The sequence below is a fragment of the Pannonibacter phragmitetus DSM 14782 genome (assembly GCF_000382365.1).
Classification (GTDB): domain Bacteria; phylum Pseudomonadota; class Alphaproteobacteria; order Rhizobiales; family Stappiaceae; genus Pannonibacter; species Pannonibacter phragmitetus.
Genome location: NZ_KB908222.1, coordinates 168,722 through 186,221, shown reverse-complemented (window position 1 = coordinate 186,221; position 17,500 = coordinate 168,722). Strand labels below are relative to the sequence as shown.

The window sequence follows — 17,500 nt, the reverse complement described above, 5'->3', positions numbered from 1 at the left end:
TCGAACTGGCCTTCAAGCGCCTGAAAAGCCTGATCGGCCTCAAAACCCCGCCCGGAACAAGTGAAACGTCCGCCAGACCCTGGGTTCTGGCCCACCTGATCATGGCTTTGCTGCTCGAACCGCTCACCAGCGAGTTCGAGGTCTCTCCACACTCAGCCAAGGGCGCCTGACAAGCCCCACTGTGTGGCGGCGCCTCAAGAAACTGACCGCGTGGCTGCGAAACACAATCATCGTGCAGCCAACCCTCGCTCAGATCCGTGCAAACATCCAAAAGATCGACCGGCACCTGCGAGAGCCGACAAGAAAAAAGCCAAAATACCAATCAATGAAATTCATAAGTTAGCGCGTATGGGCACAAGGCCGGGACCTGTGAGGGACGCATAGGCTTCGTTTTCTTTCAGGCTGCCGCCCTGTGCTTGTTCTGCATTCCCATAATTTATTCTCATCAAACGGAAATGCCATTCTTGCGCAAAGCCCCGCCCCCTTCCAAACTGACATCTTTGCACCTCGGGGCTTGACTGGCGGCGCCGGTCGTGAGAGCGATGCAAACAGAAAAGGATGACCGGAACCGGGGGAATCTGATGTCCAACTCCACTTCTTCTTCTTCCATGGATTACGCCGAGCACGAGCGTACCTACGAAGGCTTCATCAACGCCTCGAAGATCGGCACGATCTCGGTGATGTCCATCGTGGTGACGCTGCTCATGTTTGCCTTTGGCGGCACGGCTGCGCTGGTTCTCGGCTGGATCATGCTGATCGCCAATCTGGTGACCGTCGGCATCGGCTTCGCCCTTGGCGACAAGGGCTGGATCCCGCCCGCCGCCGTCTTCGCCCTGACCGGCGTTCTGGCGATCCTGACCGTCTGATCCATCCCTTCGGGGATACTGCAAGGCCCGCAGCCAGTGCTGCGGGCTTTGTCATGTCCGGGTGGCGCTGTCCGCGGCTTTTTCTTGCAAATGCGCATGCGCCGCGCCATACGCTCTGGCATGGACCAGAGCCAGCCGCTTCCCTTTGATTACACGCCGCCGCAAGGCCCCCTGCAGATCCTGTTTCAGGACCGGGACGTGCTTGTCGTGGTCAAGCCGCACGGGCTTTTGAGTGTCACGGGCAAGGGTGAGGGGCGCGATGACAGCCTTGCCACCCGCGTGTCGCGGATGGTGCGCGGTGCACGTATCGTCCACCGGCTCGATCTCGATACCTCAGGCATCATGGTCATGGGCCTGAACGCGGAGGCGCACCGGCAGCTTTCGATGCAGTTCGAGAGGCGGGAGACGGACAAGGCCTATGTGGCACTGGTCTATGGCCACGTTGAAGCTGCGGCGGGGGAAGTGAACCTGCCGCTCATCGTCGACTGGCCGAACCGGCCGAAGCAGAAGATTTGTTTCGAGGAGGGCCGTCCTTCGGTGACCCAGTGGCGCAATGGGGGCATTGAGGGGGATTTTACCCGCATGCTGCTGACGCCCATCACGGGCCGGTCGCACCAGTTGCGGGTGCATATGCTCAGCCTCGGCCACCCCATCATTGGCGACAGCCTTTATGCCCATGAGGCGGCTCGCAAGGCTTCCCCGCGTCTGGCGCTGCACGCGCAGATGCTGGAGTTCACGCATCCGGTCACGGGCGAACGCCTTCGTTTCGAGGCGCCCGCGCCGTTCTGAGGGGCGGAGTTAGCGGGAGGCTGTCTGCTGGGCGCGCTGGGCGCGGCCCAGGCCTTCGCGGGCAAGATCGTTGTTGCTGTCGAGGCCGAGGGCGCGGTTGTAGCTGCGCACGGCGTCGGTGAACTTGCCCTGCATTTCCAGCGCCACTCCGCGTCCGGCCCAGGCCATGGCGGAGTTCTTGTCGAGGTTGACCGCCTCCGAAAGATCCGCAAGGGCAGCTGCCGGATCGTTGATCTTCAGATAGGAAATGCCGCGCGCGGTATAGGGTTCTTCCGCCTTGGGGTTCAGCACGATCGCGGTCGAGAAGTCCTCGATGGCGAAGGTGTGCTGGCCCTGCGCCTGATAGATCAGGCCCCGGTTGTGGAAGGCCCGGGCGTCATAGGAATTGCGGCGGATCGCCTCGTCAAAATCGCGCAGGGCCTCGTTGTAGCGGCCCATCAGACGGTAGGTGTTGCCGCGCCCGATCAGGGCGGTGTCATAGGCCGGGTTGATGCGCAATGCCCGGTCGTAATCGGCAATGGCGTTGGGCATGTTGCCCCTGCGCCGTTCCACCAGCGCCCGGTTGGCGAATGCCTGATAGGAATTGGGGTCCAGTTTCAGCGCGGCGTTGAAGTCTTCCATCGCCTTGTCGAGACGGCCGGCCTGGCCATAGGCAATGCCGCGCGTGTTGTAGGCGCTGGCGTCACGCGGGTTGGACTGGATCACCGCACTTAAGGAGTCGATGTTGGCGCTGGACCCTGCCGCCCGGTCGATCGGCACATTGGAATAGATGTCCGAGGTCTGGCACGCCGCCAGAACAAGGCAGACCGCAAGGGTGCCCGCCAGCCGCGTGCGGGGAAGAATGCCTGCAAAAACGCCCATCCGAATCATCCGTCCTGATGCAGAGGCCTCATGGAGGCTTCACCCTGCCGTCTCTCATGCGCTTTGACAATGCCAGTGTTGCGCATCTGCCGTAAGGTTCTCACGGACTTGCGCAAACACGAAAAGACCGGCCGGAGAACCAGCCGGTCTTTTCCAAAATGTTAGAGCTGTGCCCTGGAAAGGCGCAGCACGCCTGGCCGGTGTCTCACCAGCTCTCAGTGCGTGGCGCGGCCGGGCACAAGGCCCTCGCGCTGGGCACGCTTGCGCGCAAGCTTGCGGGCGCGGCGCACAGCCTCGGCCTTCTCGCGCGCCTTCTTTACGGAAGGCTTCTCGTAGTGGCCGCGAAGCTTCATTTCGCGGAATACGCCTTCACGCTGCAACTTTTTCTTCAGCGCACGAAGCGCCTGATCAACATTGTTGTCGCGAACCAGAACCTGCACGCGTCTGACCCTATCGTTCCGCATCCCGCCGGAGGCAGGGGTGCTGTAGACATGATGTTTAGAAAGCAAGGCCAGTGGCGCGCCCCGGCCTGAAAGGCCTGTTCTCGCAGCCACCACCGCTCACTGGCGCGCGTGTTATCAGAATTTGGCCGCAATGTCCACTCTGCTTGCGATCAGCACTTGCGCGGGAGCCGGACTGCTCCCCCTGCCACAGAGCTGGTTGCATTCCGGGTGTGGCTGGATTGCGGGTGGACAGGGGATGCCAAAGGGTCTACGTCTTTCTGCCCATCAAACAGGCATGCCCTCTCATGCCGGTGGGGAGTCCCTTCATCGCGCCGCCCCCGCATGCCAATGATCTGACGGGAGACGTGCCTGCCGCGCTTTCCGGAGCCTGTCATGCAGACCTCACCCCCGAACACCTCTGCCGCTCTTCCGGCGAAGAGCCTCTGGCTCAGTGATATCCGCCCGACACTCGTGCTGGGCCTGCCGCTGGCGGGTGCCCAGCTGGCACAGATGGCGATCAACACCACTGACGTGATCATGGTGGGCTGGCTGGGTGCCGTCGAGCTGGGCGCGGTGGTGCTGGCGCAGAATGTCTACATCCTGTTCTGGCTGTTCGGCATGGGCGTCTGTCAGGCCATCGTGCCGCTGGCAGCCGCCGCACGCGGGCGCAAGGATGCGCGCGCCATGCGCCGCTCCGTGCGCATGGGGCTGTGGATCGTCGCCTGCTACTGTGTGCCGGTGTGGCTGCTTCTGTGGTTCAGCGAGGATATCCTTTTGGTTCTGGGGCAGGAGCCGGAGGTGTCTGCCGCCGCCGGGGCCTATGTCCGGGTGATGCAGTGGTCGCTGTTCCCGGCGCTGGCCGTGATGGCCCTGCGCTCCTTCCTGACGGTCACCGGCCTGACGCAGATGGTGCTGTGGGTGACGGTGCTGTCCGCCTTCCTCAATGGCGGTTTCAACTATCTGCTCATTTTCGGCAATTTCGGTTTCCCGAGGCTGGAGCTTGTCGGTGCGGCCATTGCGTCGGTCCTGACGTCCAGCTTCGGCTTCCTGCTGCTGGCGGTTTATGTCACGCGGCACCGCCGCTTGCGCCGCTTTGCCATTTTCGGCCGGATCTGGCGGCCCGACTGGGCTGACTTCTTCACAATCATCAAGCTGGGAAGCCCGATTGGTGCGACCATCGTGGCCGAGGGGCTCCTGTTCTCTGGATCGACCCTGATGATGGGCTGGCTTGGCACGATCCCGCTTGCGGCGCATGGCATTGCGCTGCAACTGGCAGCCATCACCTTCATGATCCCGATGGGCATCAGCCAGGCGGGCATGAGCCGCATCGGCATCGCTGCCGGTCAGCGGGACCGGTCAGCGGTTGCCCGGGCCGGCTGGGTCACGCTCGGCCTTGCGCTCGTTTCCATGGGCTGTGCAGCCATCACCTTCTGGACCATTCCGGAGTTTCTGGTGGGCCTGTTCCTGGATGAGAACCTGCCAGATACCCCGCCGGTGCTGGAGCTGGCTGCGGTGCTTCTCGGTGTGGCGGCCATCTTCCAGCTGGCCGATGGGGCGCAGGTGGCGGCTGGCAGCATTCTGCGCGGGCTGGGGGACACGATGGTGCCCTTCTTGCTGGCGCTGGCCGGGTATATCGCCGTCGGCATGACCACCGCTTACGTGCTGGCCTTCGTCATTGGGCTGGGGGGCGTTGGCATCTGGTGGGGGTTGGCGGTTGGGCTGGCCTTCACGTCCGTCCTCGCCATCTGGCGCTTCTCCCAGCGCGAGCGGCTGGGACTGGTGCCCGGCGGCTGATCAGGCAGGTCTGAAGACACAGAAAAAGGCCCGGCGGAGCATGTCCACCGGGCCTTTTGACTTCATGACGCCACCCGGATGTCAGCCGCCTGCCTTCGGGCGGATGCGGTTGACGTGGCCCATCTTGCGCCCCTGCCGGATTTCGGCCTTGCCGTAGAGATGCAGCCTTGCGCCGGGCTCGGCAAGGACAGCGGCCCAGCCTTCGGCATCGGCGCCGATCAGGTTTTCCATCACCACATCACTGTGGCGCGCCGGATTGCCCAGCGGCCAGCCTGCAACGGCGCGCATGTGCTGCTCGAACTGGGACACGAGGCAGGCGTCCTGCGTCCAGTGGCCGGAGTTGTGCACGCGCGGGGCAATCTCATTGACCAGAAGGTCCTCGTCCGCACCGGAGCCTGTGACGAACATCTCCACACCCGTCACGCCCACATAGCCCAGACTATCGACCACGCGCCGGGCAATCTCCAAGGCCTTTGCCGCCGTGGCGGCCGTGACATTGGCCGGAACGGTGGAGGTCTTGAGGATGTGATGCTCGTGGTGGTTCTCGGTGATGTCGTAGCACGCAATATCCCCGTTGATGCCGCGTGCGGCGACGACAGAGACTTCACGTGTGAAGGGGATGAGCTGTTCCAGCACCAGATCCTTGCCGCCGAGCTTTGCCAGCGCTTCGGCCGCCGTGGCGCGGTCACGGATCATCGCCTGGCCCTTGCCGTCATAACCGAAGCGGCGGGTCTTCAGGACGCCCTGGCCGCCGAAGCGGTCAAGCGCGGCGTTCAGATCTGCAAGGCTGTCAATGGCGGCATAGCCGGCAAGGGCAATGCCTGCGCCGGAGAGAAAGTCCTTCTCGCTCAGCCGGTCCTGCGACACGGCAAGGGCGCGCGGGCCGGGGCGGACGGGCACGAAGGAGGCAAGATGCGCCGCCGTCGGGCCGGGCACATTCTCGAATTCGTAGGTCACCACATCGACGCTGCGGGCAAAGGCCTCAAGCGCGGCGGGATCCTCATAAGCGGCCTGCGTGTGCGTTGCCGCGACCTCGAAGGCGGGGCTTCCGGCTTCCGGGCAATAGATATGGCTCTTCAGGCCAAGGCTGGCACCGGCAAGGGCGAGCATGCGGCCCAGCTGGCCGCCGCCGAGAATGCCGATGGTGCTGCCGGGCTTGAGAATACGGCCGTCGTCAGGAAACTGGCTCATCCGGGATCAGGCCTCGTCGCTCGGGAAATCGGCAACGGAAGCCGTCTGCTCGGCGCGGTAGCCGTCGAGCCGGTCAGCCAGACCTTCATCGGTTAGCGCCAGAACGGAAGCGGCGAGCAGGGCGGCGTTGACGGCACCGGCGCGGCCGATGGCCAGCGTGCCGACGGGAATGCCGGCCGGCATCTGCACGATGGACAGGAGGCTGTCTTCGCCTTTCAGGGTGCGCGATTCGATCGGCACGCCGAACACCGGCAGCGGTGTGAGGGCGGCGGTCATGCCGGGCAGATGGGCGGCCCCGCCGGCACCTGCGATGATGACCTTGACCCCGTTTCCGCGTGCGGCCTTGGCGAAGTCGAACATGCGCTCGGGCGTGCGGTGGGCGGAGACGATGCGGGCCTCATAGGCGACCCCCAGACGGTCAAGCGTATCTGCGGCGTGTTTCATGGTCGGCCAGTCGGACTGGCTGCCCATGATGATTGCGACCGGTGCGGGCCCGTTTGCCATGCTGTCTCCTTATGCCAAGCCTCTGAGATGCTGGCGCATCAAGCCTTGAGAAGGCGCGGATTATAGGCACGGCAAGGCGTGGCGCAAGACCGCAAGGGCCTGCGATCCGGCATTTTTCAGCCCCTGAGGATCAGGCAATGATGTCCGGGAAAAGCTGGTCTTCCAGAATGGCGATCCGGTCGCGGATCATCAGTTTCTTCTTTTTCAGGCGCTGCAGCTGCAGGGCATCTGCGCTGCCGGTGCCGGCAAGGGCCTGAATGGCGGTATCAAGGTCACGGTGCTCCTGGCGCAGCTGCGCCAGCTCAACTCGCACGGCCTGTTCATTAGCTTCCGGCATCGCTCTCCCCAGACACAATACACGCCGGGCTCAAGTGCTCTGATCCTGGCACAAGTGCTCCCCGGCCCGTCGCGCCTTGCAACTCCAATCGCGGTGGAGAAACCGTACACCGCTGCCTGCGTTTCTGCGAGCCAAATTTGCACCGGATTGCCCCAACACATTGTGGGCGTGGATAAATTCCGGTTTCATGGTGCGGCGCGGTAGAATAGAATGGCTCTATTATTCATGCGATTTTAATTCTTACGTAAGTGTAGTTTTTATTTTGCACTGCACTATGCGCCAGATGCAGAGCGGGTCCCGCGAAATGCATTCGACAAGCCGGCAAAACATGTGGCAACATCTGTCTGTCTGAGCCAACAGGACAAGGAGCACTATCCATGTCAATGCAGTCGCATCTTGCAGAACTGGAGCGCCGCCACGCAGCCCTCGACGAAGAGATCGAAACGGCCCTGCGTCACCCGAGTGTCGATACGCTCGAACTGGCCGAGATGAAGCGCAAGAAGCTCAAGCTCAAGGAAGAGATCTTTAAAATCCAGTCGAAAGCCACGATGCACTGAGGTCTGGTCTGACCTGAAGCAACTGTGACATGACAGGAAGCATGAGCTGGCGGGGCTTCCGCCAGCTGCCAGGCGGGGCCGAAGCGCCAAACGGCTGAAGCGGAACCCGCAGAAACACAAAATCAGAAAACACGAAAAACCCCCGGCCAGTCTGGTCCGGGGGTTTTTTGATGCTTGCAAGATCTGCAGTGCTGGGGCTCAGGAGCCCAGGAAGCCTGCGAACTTGTTCTTGAAGCGCGAGACGCGGCCGCCACGGTCCATGATCTGACGGTCGCCACCGGTCCAGGCCGGGTGGGAGGTCGGATCGATGTCGAGGGTGAGCGTGTCACCTTCTTTGCCGTAGGTCGAACGGGTCATGTATTCCGTGCCATCGGTCATCACGACCTTGATGCCGTGGTAATCGGGATGGATGTTCGCTTTCATCGCCGGTCCTTTCCAGCACCTGCCCACACACCCGTGAGGGCGTTCCGGCGAGATGCAAGTCCTGAAATTTGAGCCAGCGAACGTCTTCCGCACGCGTGACCCTTGAAACATGAGGCGCTGCTATATCTCAAGACGGCAGGCAAGACAAGGGCAGGCAAACGCTTGCAGGCGCCTTTTTCCGCTTGGAATTGCCGCTGCCATGGGCCAAGTGATGGCAGGACAGGTTGACAGAGCTGACGGGCAGGCAAATGAGCGGGCAGTTTGACGGCGCAAGAGACGCAAATACGGCAATGCAGAGCGCTGAAGACGAGGCTGAAGTACGCCGCCGCTCCCTGCGGCCGCTGGCGCAGCTTCTCCCCTACGTGCTGCGTTACCGCTGGATGGTTGCCGGGGCAATGGCGGCGCTGTTTGCGGCGGCCTCCGTCACGCTGGTTCTGCCCGTGGCCGTGCGGCGGATGATCGACAATGGCTTCACTGCAGGCGATCCGGCGCTGGTCAACTCCTACTTCCTGATGCTGATCGGCGTCGCGGCTGCCCTCGCGCTTGCCAGTTCCTGCCGCTATTTCCTCGTCATGTGGATCGGCGAGCGCATTGTTGCCGATGTGCGGGCGGATGTCTTTGCCCACCTGACGGCGCTCAGCCCGGCCTTCTATGACAGCGCCCGTTCGGGGGAGATCCTGTCGCGGCTGACGGCGGACACCACCCAGATCAAGTCCGCCTTCGGTGCCAGCGCCTCCATCGCCATGCGCAATCTGGTGATGTTCATCGGCGCCGTGTCGCTGATGGTCTTCACCAGCCCGCGCCTGTCCGTCATCGTTCTGGCTGCCATTCCGGTGATCGTGCTGCCGCTGATCGGTTTCGGCCGCTCGGTGCGCAAGCGCTCGCGCCGGGCGCAGGACACGCTGGCCGGTGCTTCCGCCTTTGCCTCGGAAATGCTGGGCGCCATCCGGGCGCTGCAGGCCTTCACCAGCGAGAGCGTTGCGGCAGGCAAGTTCCGCCTTGCCGTGGAAGAGGCCTTCGGCGCGGCACGCAGCGCCATGGGCGCAAGGGCGTTCCTCACCGGCTTTGCCATCTTCATCATCGCCTCCAGCGTGGTGGCGGTCTTGTGGATTGGCGCGGGTGACGTGTTCGAGGGCCGGATGACCGGCGGAGAACTCGGCCAGTTCCTGCTCTATTCGATCCTTGCCGCCGGGGCTTTGGGCGAGCTGTCGCAGGTCTGGGGCGAGATTTCGCAGGCTGCGGGCGCTGCCGAGCGGCTGGGCGAGATCCTGCGCATCGAGCCGGTGATCAAGGCGCCCGCCCATCCCAAGCCCCTGCCGAGCCCGGCGCGCGGCGAAGTGAGCTTCGAGGGCGTCAGCTTTGCCTATGGCCACACCGGCGGCGGGCCCGTGGTGCGTGAGGTGAGCCTTGACGTGAAGGCGGGCGAAACGGTCGCCATCGTCGGGCCGTCTGGGGCAGGCAAGTCGACGCTCTTCCACCTGCTGATGCGTTTCTATGACCCGGTGGCCGGTCAGGTGCGTCTTGATGGGGTGGATCTGCGCGATGTCAGCCCGCAGGCCCTGCGCTCCCGCATCGCGCTGGTGCCGCAGGACACAGTGGTGTTTGGCACGACGGCGGCGGAAAACATCGCCTATGGCCGCCCGGGTGCCTCGCTGGAGGAAATCCATGCCGCCGCCCGCGCTGCCCGTGCCCATGACTTCATCTCCGCTATGCCGCAGGGCTATGACACGGTGATCGGCGAGCGCGGCGTGACGCTCTCCGGCGGCCAGCGCCAGCGCATTGCCATCGCCCGTGCCATCCTCAAGAATGCCCCGGTGCTGCTGCTGGACGAGGCGACAAGCGCGCTGGATGCGGAAAGCGAGGTGCAGGTGCAGAAGGCGCTGGAGCAGCTGATGCAGGGCCGCACCACGCTGGTCATCGCCCACCGCCTTGCCACCGTGCTGAAGGCGGACCGGATCATCGTCATGGAAGAGGGCCGCATCGTCGAGATGGGCCGGCATGCGGATCTCGTCGCCGAAGGCGGCCTCTATGCCCGCCTCGCCCGCCTCCAGTTCGACGCCAGCCGCGAGGATGCGCTGGCCGGGGCCTGAAAAAATCTGCGGCGGCGCGTTCAGGGAACGGCCGCCGCTTCTTTTGTTTGAATGCGGGAGCGCTCAGTCGCTGTCCGGAACGGCGACCGTGTAGTTGAGCGGCATGCGGCCGCCGTCCACGTAGAGCGTCTGGCCGGTCATGTAGGAGGCGTCGTCCGAGGCAAGGAACGCGGCGACGGAGGCAATTTCCGAAGCCTCGCCGATCCGGCCGAGCGGGGTGCGCGACAGGATGCGGTTCTTTGCGGCCTTGTCGGAATTCACCGCCGCCAGCATGTCGGTCATGATCGAGCCGGGGCCGATGGCATTGACGCGGATGCCGTAGGGCGCCAGCGAAAGCGCCGTGGCGCGGGTCAGCTGGGCAAGGCCGCCCTTCGACACGCAGTAGGGGATCTGCGAGGGGATCGCCAGAACTGCGTTGATCGAGGACATGTTGATGATGCAGCCCGGCGTGCCGCCCGCCTCGACGCGCTCCACCATGTGGCGGGCAACGGCCTGCGACACGAGGAAAGAGCCCTTGAGGTTGACCTGAATGACCCGGTCAAAATCGGCTTCCTCCAGATTGAGGAAATCGGTGCCGGCGACGATGCCCGCGTTATTGACCAGAATGTCGATGTCGCCGAAGGCGTTCAGCGTTTCGGCGACCAGATTGCGCACGTCCAGCGCTTCGGCGACGTTGCAGTTGACATAGAGCACATCGCCCAGCGGCTTCAGCTCTTCGGCTGCGGCTTCGCCGGCTTCGTCGTCGATATCCGCGATGACGACCCTGGCGCCGTCGCTCAGAAAGCGCCGTGCAATGGCAAGACCGATACCGCGCGAGGCGCCGGTGACGATGGCAACCTTGTTGGTGAGGGACAAGGGAAAATCCTCGTTGTTGTGCAAGGGGCGAACCGCCCGGGAGAGGGCCGTTCCGCGCGCAACAATAGGGCCTTGCGGCCAGCCTGTCGATGGCTGACCGCGGCCCTGTGTCTCAGGTCCTTGTCAGAACACCATATTCCCTGAGGGCCGTCTCGATCTCGTCAAGGATGGCCGGATCGTCGATCGTCGCGGGAATGCGGAACTCCTGCCCGTCAGCGATCTGCCGCATGGTGCCGCGCAGGATCTTGCCGGAGCGGGTCTTGGGCAGGCGGTCGACGGTGACGGCGATCTTGAAGGCAGCGACCGGGCCGATGACATCGCGCACGCGGCGGACAAGCTCCGTCTCCACCTCGTCATGCGGCCGGTTGACGCCAGCCTTCAGCACGACGAAGCCGCACGGCAGCTGACCCTTGAGCTGATCATTGATGCCGATGACCGCGCATTCCGCCACATCCGGGTGGCCCGCCAGAACCTCTTCCATGGCCCCGGTGGACAGGCGGTGGCCGGCGACGTTGATGATGTCGTCGGTGCGCGACATGATCGACAGATAGCCGTCCTCGTCGATGATGCCGGCGTCAGCCGTCTTGTAGTAGCCGGGGAATTCCTCGAGATAGGCGCTGCGGAAGCGGGCATCCGCGTTCCAGAGGGTCGGCAGGCAGCCGGGCGGCAGGGGCAGCTTGATGACGATGTTCCCCAGCGTGCCGTTTGGCACCGGGTGGCCTGCGTCATCCAGCACCTGCACGTCATAGCCGGGCATGGCCACCGTGGGCGAGCCGCGCTTGACGGGGAGAATGCCAAGGCCAACCGGATTGCCCGCAATGGCCCAGCCGGTCTCCGTCTGCCACCAGTGGTCGATCACCGGCACACCGAGCTTTTCCTCCGCCCATTGCACCGTGTCCGGATCGGCGCGTTCACCGGCGAGGAACAGGGTGCGGAAGCCGCTGAGGTCATAATCCTCCATCAGCTTGCCGTAGGGGTCTTCCTTCTTGATGGCGCGGAAGGCTGTCGGGGCGGTGAAGAGAGCGGCAACGGAATGATCCGAAATGACCCGCCAGAAGGCGCCCGCATCGGGCGTGCCCACCGGCTTGCCCTCATAGACCAGCGTTGTGCATCCCTGCAGCAGCGGGCCGTAGACGATGTAGGAATGGCCGACGACCCAGCCCACATCGGAGGCGGCCCAAAACACTTCGCCGGGCGCGATGCCATAGAGGTTGGACATGGACCATTTCAGCGCCACCATGTGGCCGCCGGTGTCGCGCACCACGCCCTTGGGCTGGCCGGTGGTGCCGGAGGTGTAAAGCACATAAAGCGGTTCAGTGGCCTTCACCGGCACGCAAGGCACCTGACGGGCTGCCAGAAACGCGGCTTCCGTCAGGGCGCCGAAGTCGCGGTCGCGCTCCTGCGAAATCTCTGCGGCAAGCTGCGGGCGCTGGATGACGAGGCAGAAGTCCGGTTTGTGCGCCGATTGGGCGATGGCCGCATCCACCAGCGGTTTGTAGGCAATCAAGCGGCCGGGCTCGATGCCGCAGGAGGCGCAGATGATCGCCTTGGGCGCGGCATCATCGATGCGGGTGGCCAGTTCGTGGGCGGCAAAGCCGCCGAAGACGACGGAATGGATGGCCCCGATCCGGGCGCAGGCCAGCATGGCCATAGCCGCCTGCGGGATCATCGGCATGTAAAGAATGACCCGGTCGCCCTTGCCGATCCCATGGTCCTGCAGCACCGCTGCCATGGCCTGAACCTGGTCGAGCATTTCTTGATAGGTATAGGACGCCCGGGTCTGGGTGATGGGGCTGTCATAGATCAAAGCGGCCTGAGCGGCGCGGCCGCGCGCCACGTGCCGGTCAAGGCAGTTGTAGCAGGTGTTCGTCTCGGCCCCGGTGAACCAGAGGCCATAGGCGCCTTCCTGCGCATCGAAGACCTTGTCCCAGGGATGGAACCAGTCAATCTCCGCCGCTGCCTGCGCCCAGAAGGCTTCCGGGTCGCTTTTCCAGGCATCATAGGTTTCATGATAGCGGCTGGCGGCCATGGCTTGTCCTCCCAGACAGTTCGGCGGTTCCATCCCTTGCGGCCGGGGCAGGCTTTTGCCTTGCGGGGCCGCGTGGCGGAGAATGTCGCAGCTTGCGCTGCACAAGCAAGAGGGCGGCTGCTTAGACATTCGCAGGGGCGTGGGTTTACTTAACCTCTTTGGCTATGCTTCAAAGAGACAGGTCCAGTTCAGAACGATCCCTCCCGCCGGACGCCCCATCATGTTCCTGTCCCCGATTTCCGATCCGCTGTTCTATGCCGTGGCGATTCCGGCCGTCATCCTTGCCGGGCTGGGCAAGGGCGGCTTTGGCGGTCCTATCGGCATGCTCGCCGTGCCTCTGATGGCATTGGTCATCCCGCCCATCCAGGCGGCCGGCATCATGCTGCCGGTTCTGCTGGTGATGGACGCCGTGGGGCTTGCCGCCTACCGGGGGACGTTTGACCGCAAGGCCATCGCAATCCTGCTGCCTGCGGGTATCCTGGGCGTGGGGCTGGGCTGGCTGACGGCGGCCTTCGTCGAGAACGCGCATGTGACGCTGCTGGTCGGCGTCATCTCGCTCGCCTTCGTCGCCGACAGGTTCCGTCCCGGGCGCAGGGGAGGCGGGGCACTGCCGCATAATCTGCCCTCGGGGATCTTCTGGGGCACGTTGTCCGGCTTCACCAGCTTCGTCAGCCACACTGGCGGGCCGCCCTATCAGATCTACATGGTGCCGCGCGGCCTTGCCCCGGCGCTCTTTGCGGGCACGGCGGTCATCTTCTTCACCACCGTCAACGTGGTGAAGCTTGTTCCCTATTTCCTGCTGGGCCAGTTCGACACCACCAATCTGGCGACCGCAGCGGTGCTGCTGCCGCTGGCGCCTCTGGCAACGCTGGCCGGCTGGCGGCTGACGCGGGTTGTCCGCCCGCAGCTTTTCTACGGCGTGGTCTATGCCGTGATGGCCGTTGTTGGCACCAAGCTGGTCTGGGATGGCCTGTCTGCGCTTACTGGCGCGGGCTGATCACGGCTTGATACAGCCGCTGTTCCGGAACGGCACGGTGCCTGTCCCGGAACGGGCCTGAGAAGGGGAAAGGGAAAAGCCGGCTCTCAGCCAGCCTTGCCGAAGGCCGCGAAGATGCGGTCGATCTGCTGGGCCACCGGGTTTTCGGCCGGAACCGGCTCCGCCGGCTTTTCTTCCACCGGATAGAGCATGGCATCCAGATGCTGCACCCGCTCCTGCAGGCGCACGGAGCGCAGGATCAGGTCCTGCAGGCGCAGCGGCAGGGCATCAAAGGAGTTGCCGGAATTGGCACTGCTCAGCCGGTCGAGGCGCACGCGATTCTTGTCGGTGCTGGCCTGATCGGACGACATCTCGCCTTCGTTGACCGCGCGCTGCAGCAGCAGCCAGGAGGCGAGCTGCATGAGGCGCGTCGTCAGGCGCATGGATTCGGTCGCATAGGCGAGCGAAGCGGGACGCTCCAGCCGCTTGGATTCGCTGCGGCCGTCGCCATCCAGATAGGAGGCCGTCTCTTCAACAAGGGCCATGCCCTCGTGGAACAGCGCCTGGAACTGCTGGGATGCGGCAAGGCGGTCTGCGAAGCTGACCGTTTCCGGCACGATGCTGAGCTTCCTGGTTTCGTCCGTCATGGGTTAACGCCTTCTCATTTGACCCCGGTCCTTGTCCGGACCAGCCATCCGCTTCTGTTCCGATTTGAAACGTGCGGATTTCTTGACAGGATGAAGAGCAACTGCCGTGCCAGCCGCGTTGCCCATGGCGCTGCGGTGAACCGAATCCCTGCTTACAATGTCACGATGGCGAAAAAAAGAGCCGCGCGCGCGCGGCTCGAAGTCATTAACAGGGAGGCGTCAAACAGAGTGGACAGGAGCCACTCAGGAATCCAGATAACTGGACATACACAGTTATCGTCTGGAAGGCTTAATATCGTGTAAATGAATAAAATTTTAATTATGCCGTTCCGTTAGCCACCTTTAACGGTCTGGTGATGCTGGGATTTTTTCTCACTTCATGATGATGACGGCTTGAACAGCGCATCAGCTGCTGCGCGAACACCGCTTCTGGCGTCAATTTCCCGCTGAAGACGGACGATCTCTGCTTGCAGGTTGGTGATCTCGGTCTGCAACTCGGCCACGGACAGGCGCGAGAGATCACTGCCCGGAACAAAGACCGCCGAAGCTGCCTTTGGTGCAGCCCAGATGTTGTCGTCACTCATCAGCCTTCCCCTCTTCTTTCTGCCGTGCCTTGCAGGCGCAGTGGCACAGGCTGGCACGGCTGGTGTGGCCCATTCCGGAACAGGTCCCGATCTGAAACCCTCCCGCCGCGCGGCTGCCGGCGGACAAGAATAGGACAGGGCGCAGCGTCTGTCAGTCTTTCAGGAGAGACCTTGCATGTGAGGGGAGGGCAGCCTCGCGTGCGATTTCCGGGAAAACCGGTTTCCACTTTCGCCGGACAGACTCTACAGTGCCGGGCGAGAGTGTGAACCGCTTCAGACAGATACAGGGAGATTGCCATGTCCAGCATTCCGCCAGGCCTGCCGCAGGAAATGACCGTGATGGCGATTCCGGTTCCCGGCGGGCCGGATGTGCTGGCGCCGGAGAAGCGGCATCTGCCGGTGGCCCAAAAAGGCGAAATCCTCATCAAGGTCGAGGCGGCGGGCGTCAACCGGCCGGATGTGATGCAGCGCATGGGGCTCTATCCGGCCCCCAAGGGCGCGTCCGACCTGCCGGGCCTTGAAGTGGCCGGCACGGTGGTGGACCGTGGCCCGGGCGCTGAGCGGTTCAACATCGGTGATCAGGTGACCGCGCTTGTGGCGGGCGGCGGCTATGCCGAATACTGCAAGGTGGACGAGCGCCACGCGCTGCCGGTGCCTTCCGGTCTTTCCATCGTGGAGGCAGCGGCCCTGCCGGAGACCTTCTTCACCGTCTGGAGCAATGTGTTCGACCGCGTTGGCCTGAGGGCAGGCGAGCGGTTCCTTGTCCATGGCGGCACCTCCGGCATCGGCACCACGGCAATCCAGCTGGCCAAGGCCTTTGGCGCCGAAGTCTTCACCACCGTGGGCTCGGAGGACAAGCGCCAGGCGGTGCTGAGGCTCGGCGCGGATCACGCCATCAACTACAACACCCAGGATTTCGTCGAGGAAATCGGCCGCATCACCGGTGGGGCGGGCATTCATGTCATCCTCGACATGGTGGGCGGCGATTATGTCGAGAAAAACTGGCAGGTGGCGGCCATCGAGGGGCGCATCTGCCAGATCGCCAATCTCAACGGGGTGGCCACGGAGGTGAACTTCAACCGCCTGATGATGAAGCGCCTCATTCACACCGGATCGACCCTGCGCCCGCGTGACAATGACTTCAAGGCGGCGATTGCGGCGGCGCTTGAGGCGCATGTCTGGCCGCTGATCGCAAACGGCGCCATCCGGCCGGTGATGGATTCGACTTTTCCGCTGGAGCGGGCGGCCGATGCGCACCGGCGGATGGAAAGCTCCGGCCATATCGGCAAGATTGTCCTGACGCTGTAGGCGGTGATGGTGATGCCGTCTGACGTTGCGGCAGGAAATCTCGAGATTCTTTGAGGCAGGCGCGCTTGCGCGTTTGCCTTTTAAGCCGTCTCAGCCTATATTGAGGTCAATCTCCCATTCATTCGAACATGGAATACCGCTTTTTCGCCTTGCCGGGCGAGGAAGCCGACAGGAGGATTTTGCACCGATGTCGAACACGCCTCTCATGCCGAAGGCCACTGCTGTCTGGCTGGTGGACAACACGGCGCTGAGCTTCACTCAGATCGCCGCCTTCTGCAAACTGCACCCGCTGGAAGTGAAGGCGATCGCCGACGGTGAAGCCGCGCAGGGCATCAAGGGCCTGGATCCGGTGATGACCGGTCAGCTCAGCCGCGAGGAAATCGAGCGTGCGCAGCGTGATCCGAACTATCAGCTGAAGCTGCAGGGTTCGAAGGTCGTCGTGCCGGAAAGCAAGCGCCGCGGCCCGCGTTACACTCCGGTGTCGCGCCGTCAGGACCGCCCGAATGCGATTCTCTGGCTGGTGCGCAACCATCCGGAGCTGAAGGATGCGCAGATCATGCGCCTCGTCGGCACCACCAAGCCGACCATCGCCGCCATCCGCGAGCGCACCCACTGGAACTCGTCCAACCTGACGGCATCCGACCCGGTGACGCTGGGCCTCTGCAGCCAGCTTGAGCTGGACATGGAAGTGGAAAAGGCCGCCAAGAACGCCCCGCCGCGTCCGGAGACCGATTACACCGAACTGTTGGCTCCGGTGGAAGACACCACGAGCGAGGAAGCCATCGCCGCCGCCTTCACCCGCGACCGCCCGCAGCGCGAAGTGGAAGAAGTCATCGACGCCGATGCGGTCTTTGCCAAGCTCAATGCGCTCAAGGGCTCGAAGAAGAACGGCGACGAGGAAGAAGACGACTACCGCTTCTGAGCCGTCAGCGTTTCGCGATCATGCAAGGCCGTCCCATTGGGGCGGCCTTTGTTGTTTGGGAGCGGATAAGGCCGGATCAAGTTCTGCAGTTAGGGGGCTCGGCATGTTCTTCGGCGGCTCATCCACGCTCTCCCTGTCATCCTCACGAAGGTGAGGATCCAGTATCCCCGGTGTTATACCAAGGCTCTGAGATGCTGACGCATCACGCCTTGAAAATGCTCAAGCGCCGCAAGGGTTTGAGCAACTCTCGATGAGTTAAGCTCATCTAGAGTCGGTATTACGCCTTTAACTTGGTCAAGCCATCTGCATTGCCGGGAATACTGG

At 63.5% G+C, this 17,500-nt stretch carries 18 protein-coding genes; 8 read left to right on the top strand and 10 right to left on the bottom strand.

The window, feature by feature from the left end; all coding sequences use genetic code 11:
• The first annotated feature begins 581 nt into the window (after window positions 1–581).
• Together H163_RS0113585 and H163_RS0113580 are read left to right on the top strand one after the other, a co-directional pair.
• Window positions 582–866 carry an aa3-type cytochrome c oxidase subunit IV gene (locus tag H163_RS0113585; RefSeq protein WP_026355830.1) on the top strand — a complete coding sequence of 95 codons (285 nt, stop codon included), beginning with the start codon at window positions 582–584 and terminating at the stop codon, window positions 864–866.
• Between the two features lie 96 nt (window positions 867–962).
• Window positions 963–1,655: a pseudouridine synthase gene (locus H163_RS0113580; RefSeq protein ID WP_244296164.1), complete on the top strand. Its 693-nt coding sequence runs from the start codon at window positions 963–965 to the stop codon at window positions 1,653–1,655.
• A 9-nt stretch (window positions 1,656–1,664) separates the two neighbouring features.
• Here H163_RS0113580 and H163_RS0113575 read toward each other — a convergent pair whose 3' ends face one another.
• Both H163_RS0113575 and rpsU read right to left on the bottom strand, forming a co-directional pair.
• Window positions 1,665–2,516: a tetratricopeptide repeat protein gene (locus H163_RS0113575; RefSeq protein ID WP_019965142.1), complete on the bottom strand. Its 852-nt coding sequence runs from the start codon at window positions 2,514–2,516 to the stop codon at window positions 1,665–1,667.
• 215 nt (window positions 2,517–2,731) lie between these two features.
• Window positions 2,732–2,956, bottom strand: coding sequence for a 30S ribosomal protein S21 (gene rpsU / locus H163_RS22815; RefSeq protein WP_040678867.1), 225 nt, complete (start codon window positions 2,954–2,956; stop codon window positions 2,732–2,734).
• A gap of 396 nt (window positions 2,957–3,352) precedes the next feature.
• Here rpsU and H163_RS0113565 point away from each other — a divergent pair, with 396 nt between their 5' ends.
• A complete protein-coding gene (locus H163_RS0113565) occupies window positions 3,353–4,753 on the top strand; it encodes an MATE family efflux transporter (RefSeq protein WP_019965140.1) in 1,401 nt (466 codons plus the stop codon).
• An 81-nt stretch (window positions 4,754–4,834) separates the two neighbouring features.
• On the opposite strand, the gene H163_RS0113560 is transcribed toward H163_RS0113565, so the two are convergent.
• The 3 genes from H163_RS0113560 to H163_RS0113550 all read right to left on the bottom strand — a co-directional run bounded on the left by H163_RS0113560 (window position 4,835) and on the right by H163_RS0113550 (window position 6,785).
• The gene (locus H163_RS0113560) at window positions 4,835–5,944 is read right to left on the bottom strand and encodes a 5-(carboxyamino)imidazole ribonucleotide synthase (RefSeq protein ID WP_019965139.1); all 1,110 of its coding nucleotides are present in this window, start codon (window positions 5,942–5,944) and stop codon (window positions 4,835–4,837) included.
• Window positions 5,945–5,950: 6 nt separating this feature from the next.
• Window positions 5,951–6,448, bottom strand: coding sequence for a 5-(carboxyamino)imidazole ribonucleotide mutase (purE, locus tag H163_RS0113555; protein ID WP_019965138.1), 498 nt, complete (start codon window positions 6,446–6,448; stop codon window positions 5,951–5,953).
• A 130-nt stretch (window positions 6,449–6,578) separates the two neighbouring features.
• Window positions 6,579–6,785 carry a YdcH family protein gene (locus H163_RS0113550; protein ID WP_019965137.1) on the bottom strand — a complete coding sequence of 69 codons (207 nt, stop codon included), beginning with the start codon at window positions 6,783–6,785 and terminating at the stop codon, window positions 6,579–6,581.
• 377 nt (window positions 6,786–7,162) lie between these two features.
• On the opposite strand from H163_RS0113550, the gene H163_RS0113545 reads away from it, so the two are divergent.
• Entirely contained in the window at window positions 7,163–7,342 is a 180-nt protein-coding gene (locus H163_RS0113545) for a YdcH family protein (protein ID WP_026355828.1), read from the top strand.
• Window positions 7,343–7,540: 198 nt separating this feature from the next.
• Here H163_RS0113545 and rpmE read toward each other — a convergent pair whose 3' ends face one another.
• Window positions 7,541–7,765, bottom strand: a complete 225-nt coding sequence (rpmE, locus tag H163_RS0113540; RefSeq protein WP_019965135.1) for a 50S ribosomal protein L31 — start codon at window positions 7,763–7,765, stop codon at window positions 7,541–7,543.
• Between the two features lie 290 nt (window positions 7,766–8,055).
• Between rpmE and H163_RS0113535 the strand changes: the two genes are divergently transcribed.
• Window positions 8,056–9,855, top strand: a complete 1,800-nt coding sequence (locus tag H163_RS0113535) for an ABC transporter transmembrane domain-containing protein (protein ID WP_019965134.1) — start codon at window positions 8,056–8,058, stop codon at window positions 9,853–9,855.
• A 63-nt stretch (window positions 9,856–9,918) separates the two neighbouring features.
• On the opposite strand, the gene H163_RS0113530 is transcribed toward H163_RS0113535, so the two are convergent.
• Together H163_RS0113530 and H163_RS0113525 are read right to left on the bottom strand one after the other, a co-directional pair.
• Complete coding sequence (locus H163_RS0113530) at window positions 9,919–10,710, bottom strand: SDR family NAD(P)-dependent oxidoreductase (RefSeq protein WP_026355827.1); 792 nt, start codon at window positions 10,708–10,710, stop codon at window positions 9,919–9,921.
• 112 nt (window positions 10,711–10,822) lie between these two features.
• Window positions 10,823–12,739 (bottom strand): propionyl-CoA synthetase, encoded by a 1,917-nt coding sequence (locus tag H163_RS0113525; RefSeq protein ID WP_019965132.1) that lies wholly within the window; start codon window positions 12,737–12,739, stop codon window positions 10,823–10,825.
• A 220-nt stretch (window positions 12,740–12,959) separates the two neighbouring features.
• On the opposite strand from H163_RS0113525, the gene H163_RS0113520 reads away from it, so the two are divergent.
• Window positions 12,960–13,736 carry a sulfite exporter TauE/SafE family protein gene (locus tag H163_RS0113520; RefSeq protein WP_019965131.1) on the top strand — a complete coding sequence of 259 codons (777 nt, stop codon included), beginning with the start codon at window positions 12,960–12,962 and terminating at the stop codon, window positions 13,734–13,736.
• Window positions 13,737–13,822: 86 nt separating this feature from the next.
• Here the strand turns inward: H163_RS0113520 and rcdA are convergent, their stop codons facing one another.
• Both rcdA and H163_RS0113510 read right to left on the bottom strand, forming a co-directional pair.
• Window positions 13,823–14,362 (bottom strand): protease adaptor protein RcdA, encoded by a 540-nt coding sequence (gene rcdA, locus H163_RS0113515; protein WP_019965130.1) that lies wholly within the window; start codon window positions 14,360–14,362, stop codon window positions 13,823–13,825.
• 377 nt (window positions 14,363–14,739) lie between these two features.
• Complete coding sequence (locus H163_RS0113510; RefSeq protein WP_019965129.1) at window positions 14,740–14,946, bottom strand: DUF1192 domain-containing protein; 207 nt, start codon at window positions 14,944–14,946, stop codon at window positions 14,740–14,742.
• Between the two features lie 297 nt (window positions 14,947–15,243).
• On the opposite strand from H163_RS0113510, the gene H163_RS0113505 reads away from it, so the two are divergent.
• Window positions 15,244–16,254 carry an NAD(P)H-quinone oxidoreductase gene (locus tag H163_RS0113505; RefSeq protein ID WP_019965128.1) on the top strand — a complete coding sequence of 337 codons (1,011 nt, stop codon included), beginning with the start codon at window positions 15,244–15,246 and terminating at the stop codon, window positions 16,252–16,254.
• 187 nt (window positions 16,255–16,441) lie between these two features.
• Window positions 16,442–17,176 (top strand): DUF1013 domain-containing protein, encoded by a 735-nt coding sequence (locus H163_RS0113500; RefSeq protein WP_019965127.1) that lies wholly within the window; start codon window positions 16,442–16,444, stop codon window positions 17,174–17,176.
• Window positions 17,177–17,500 lie beyond the last annotated feature (324 nt).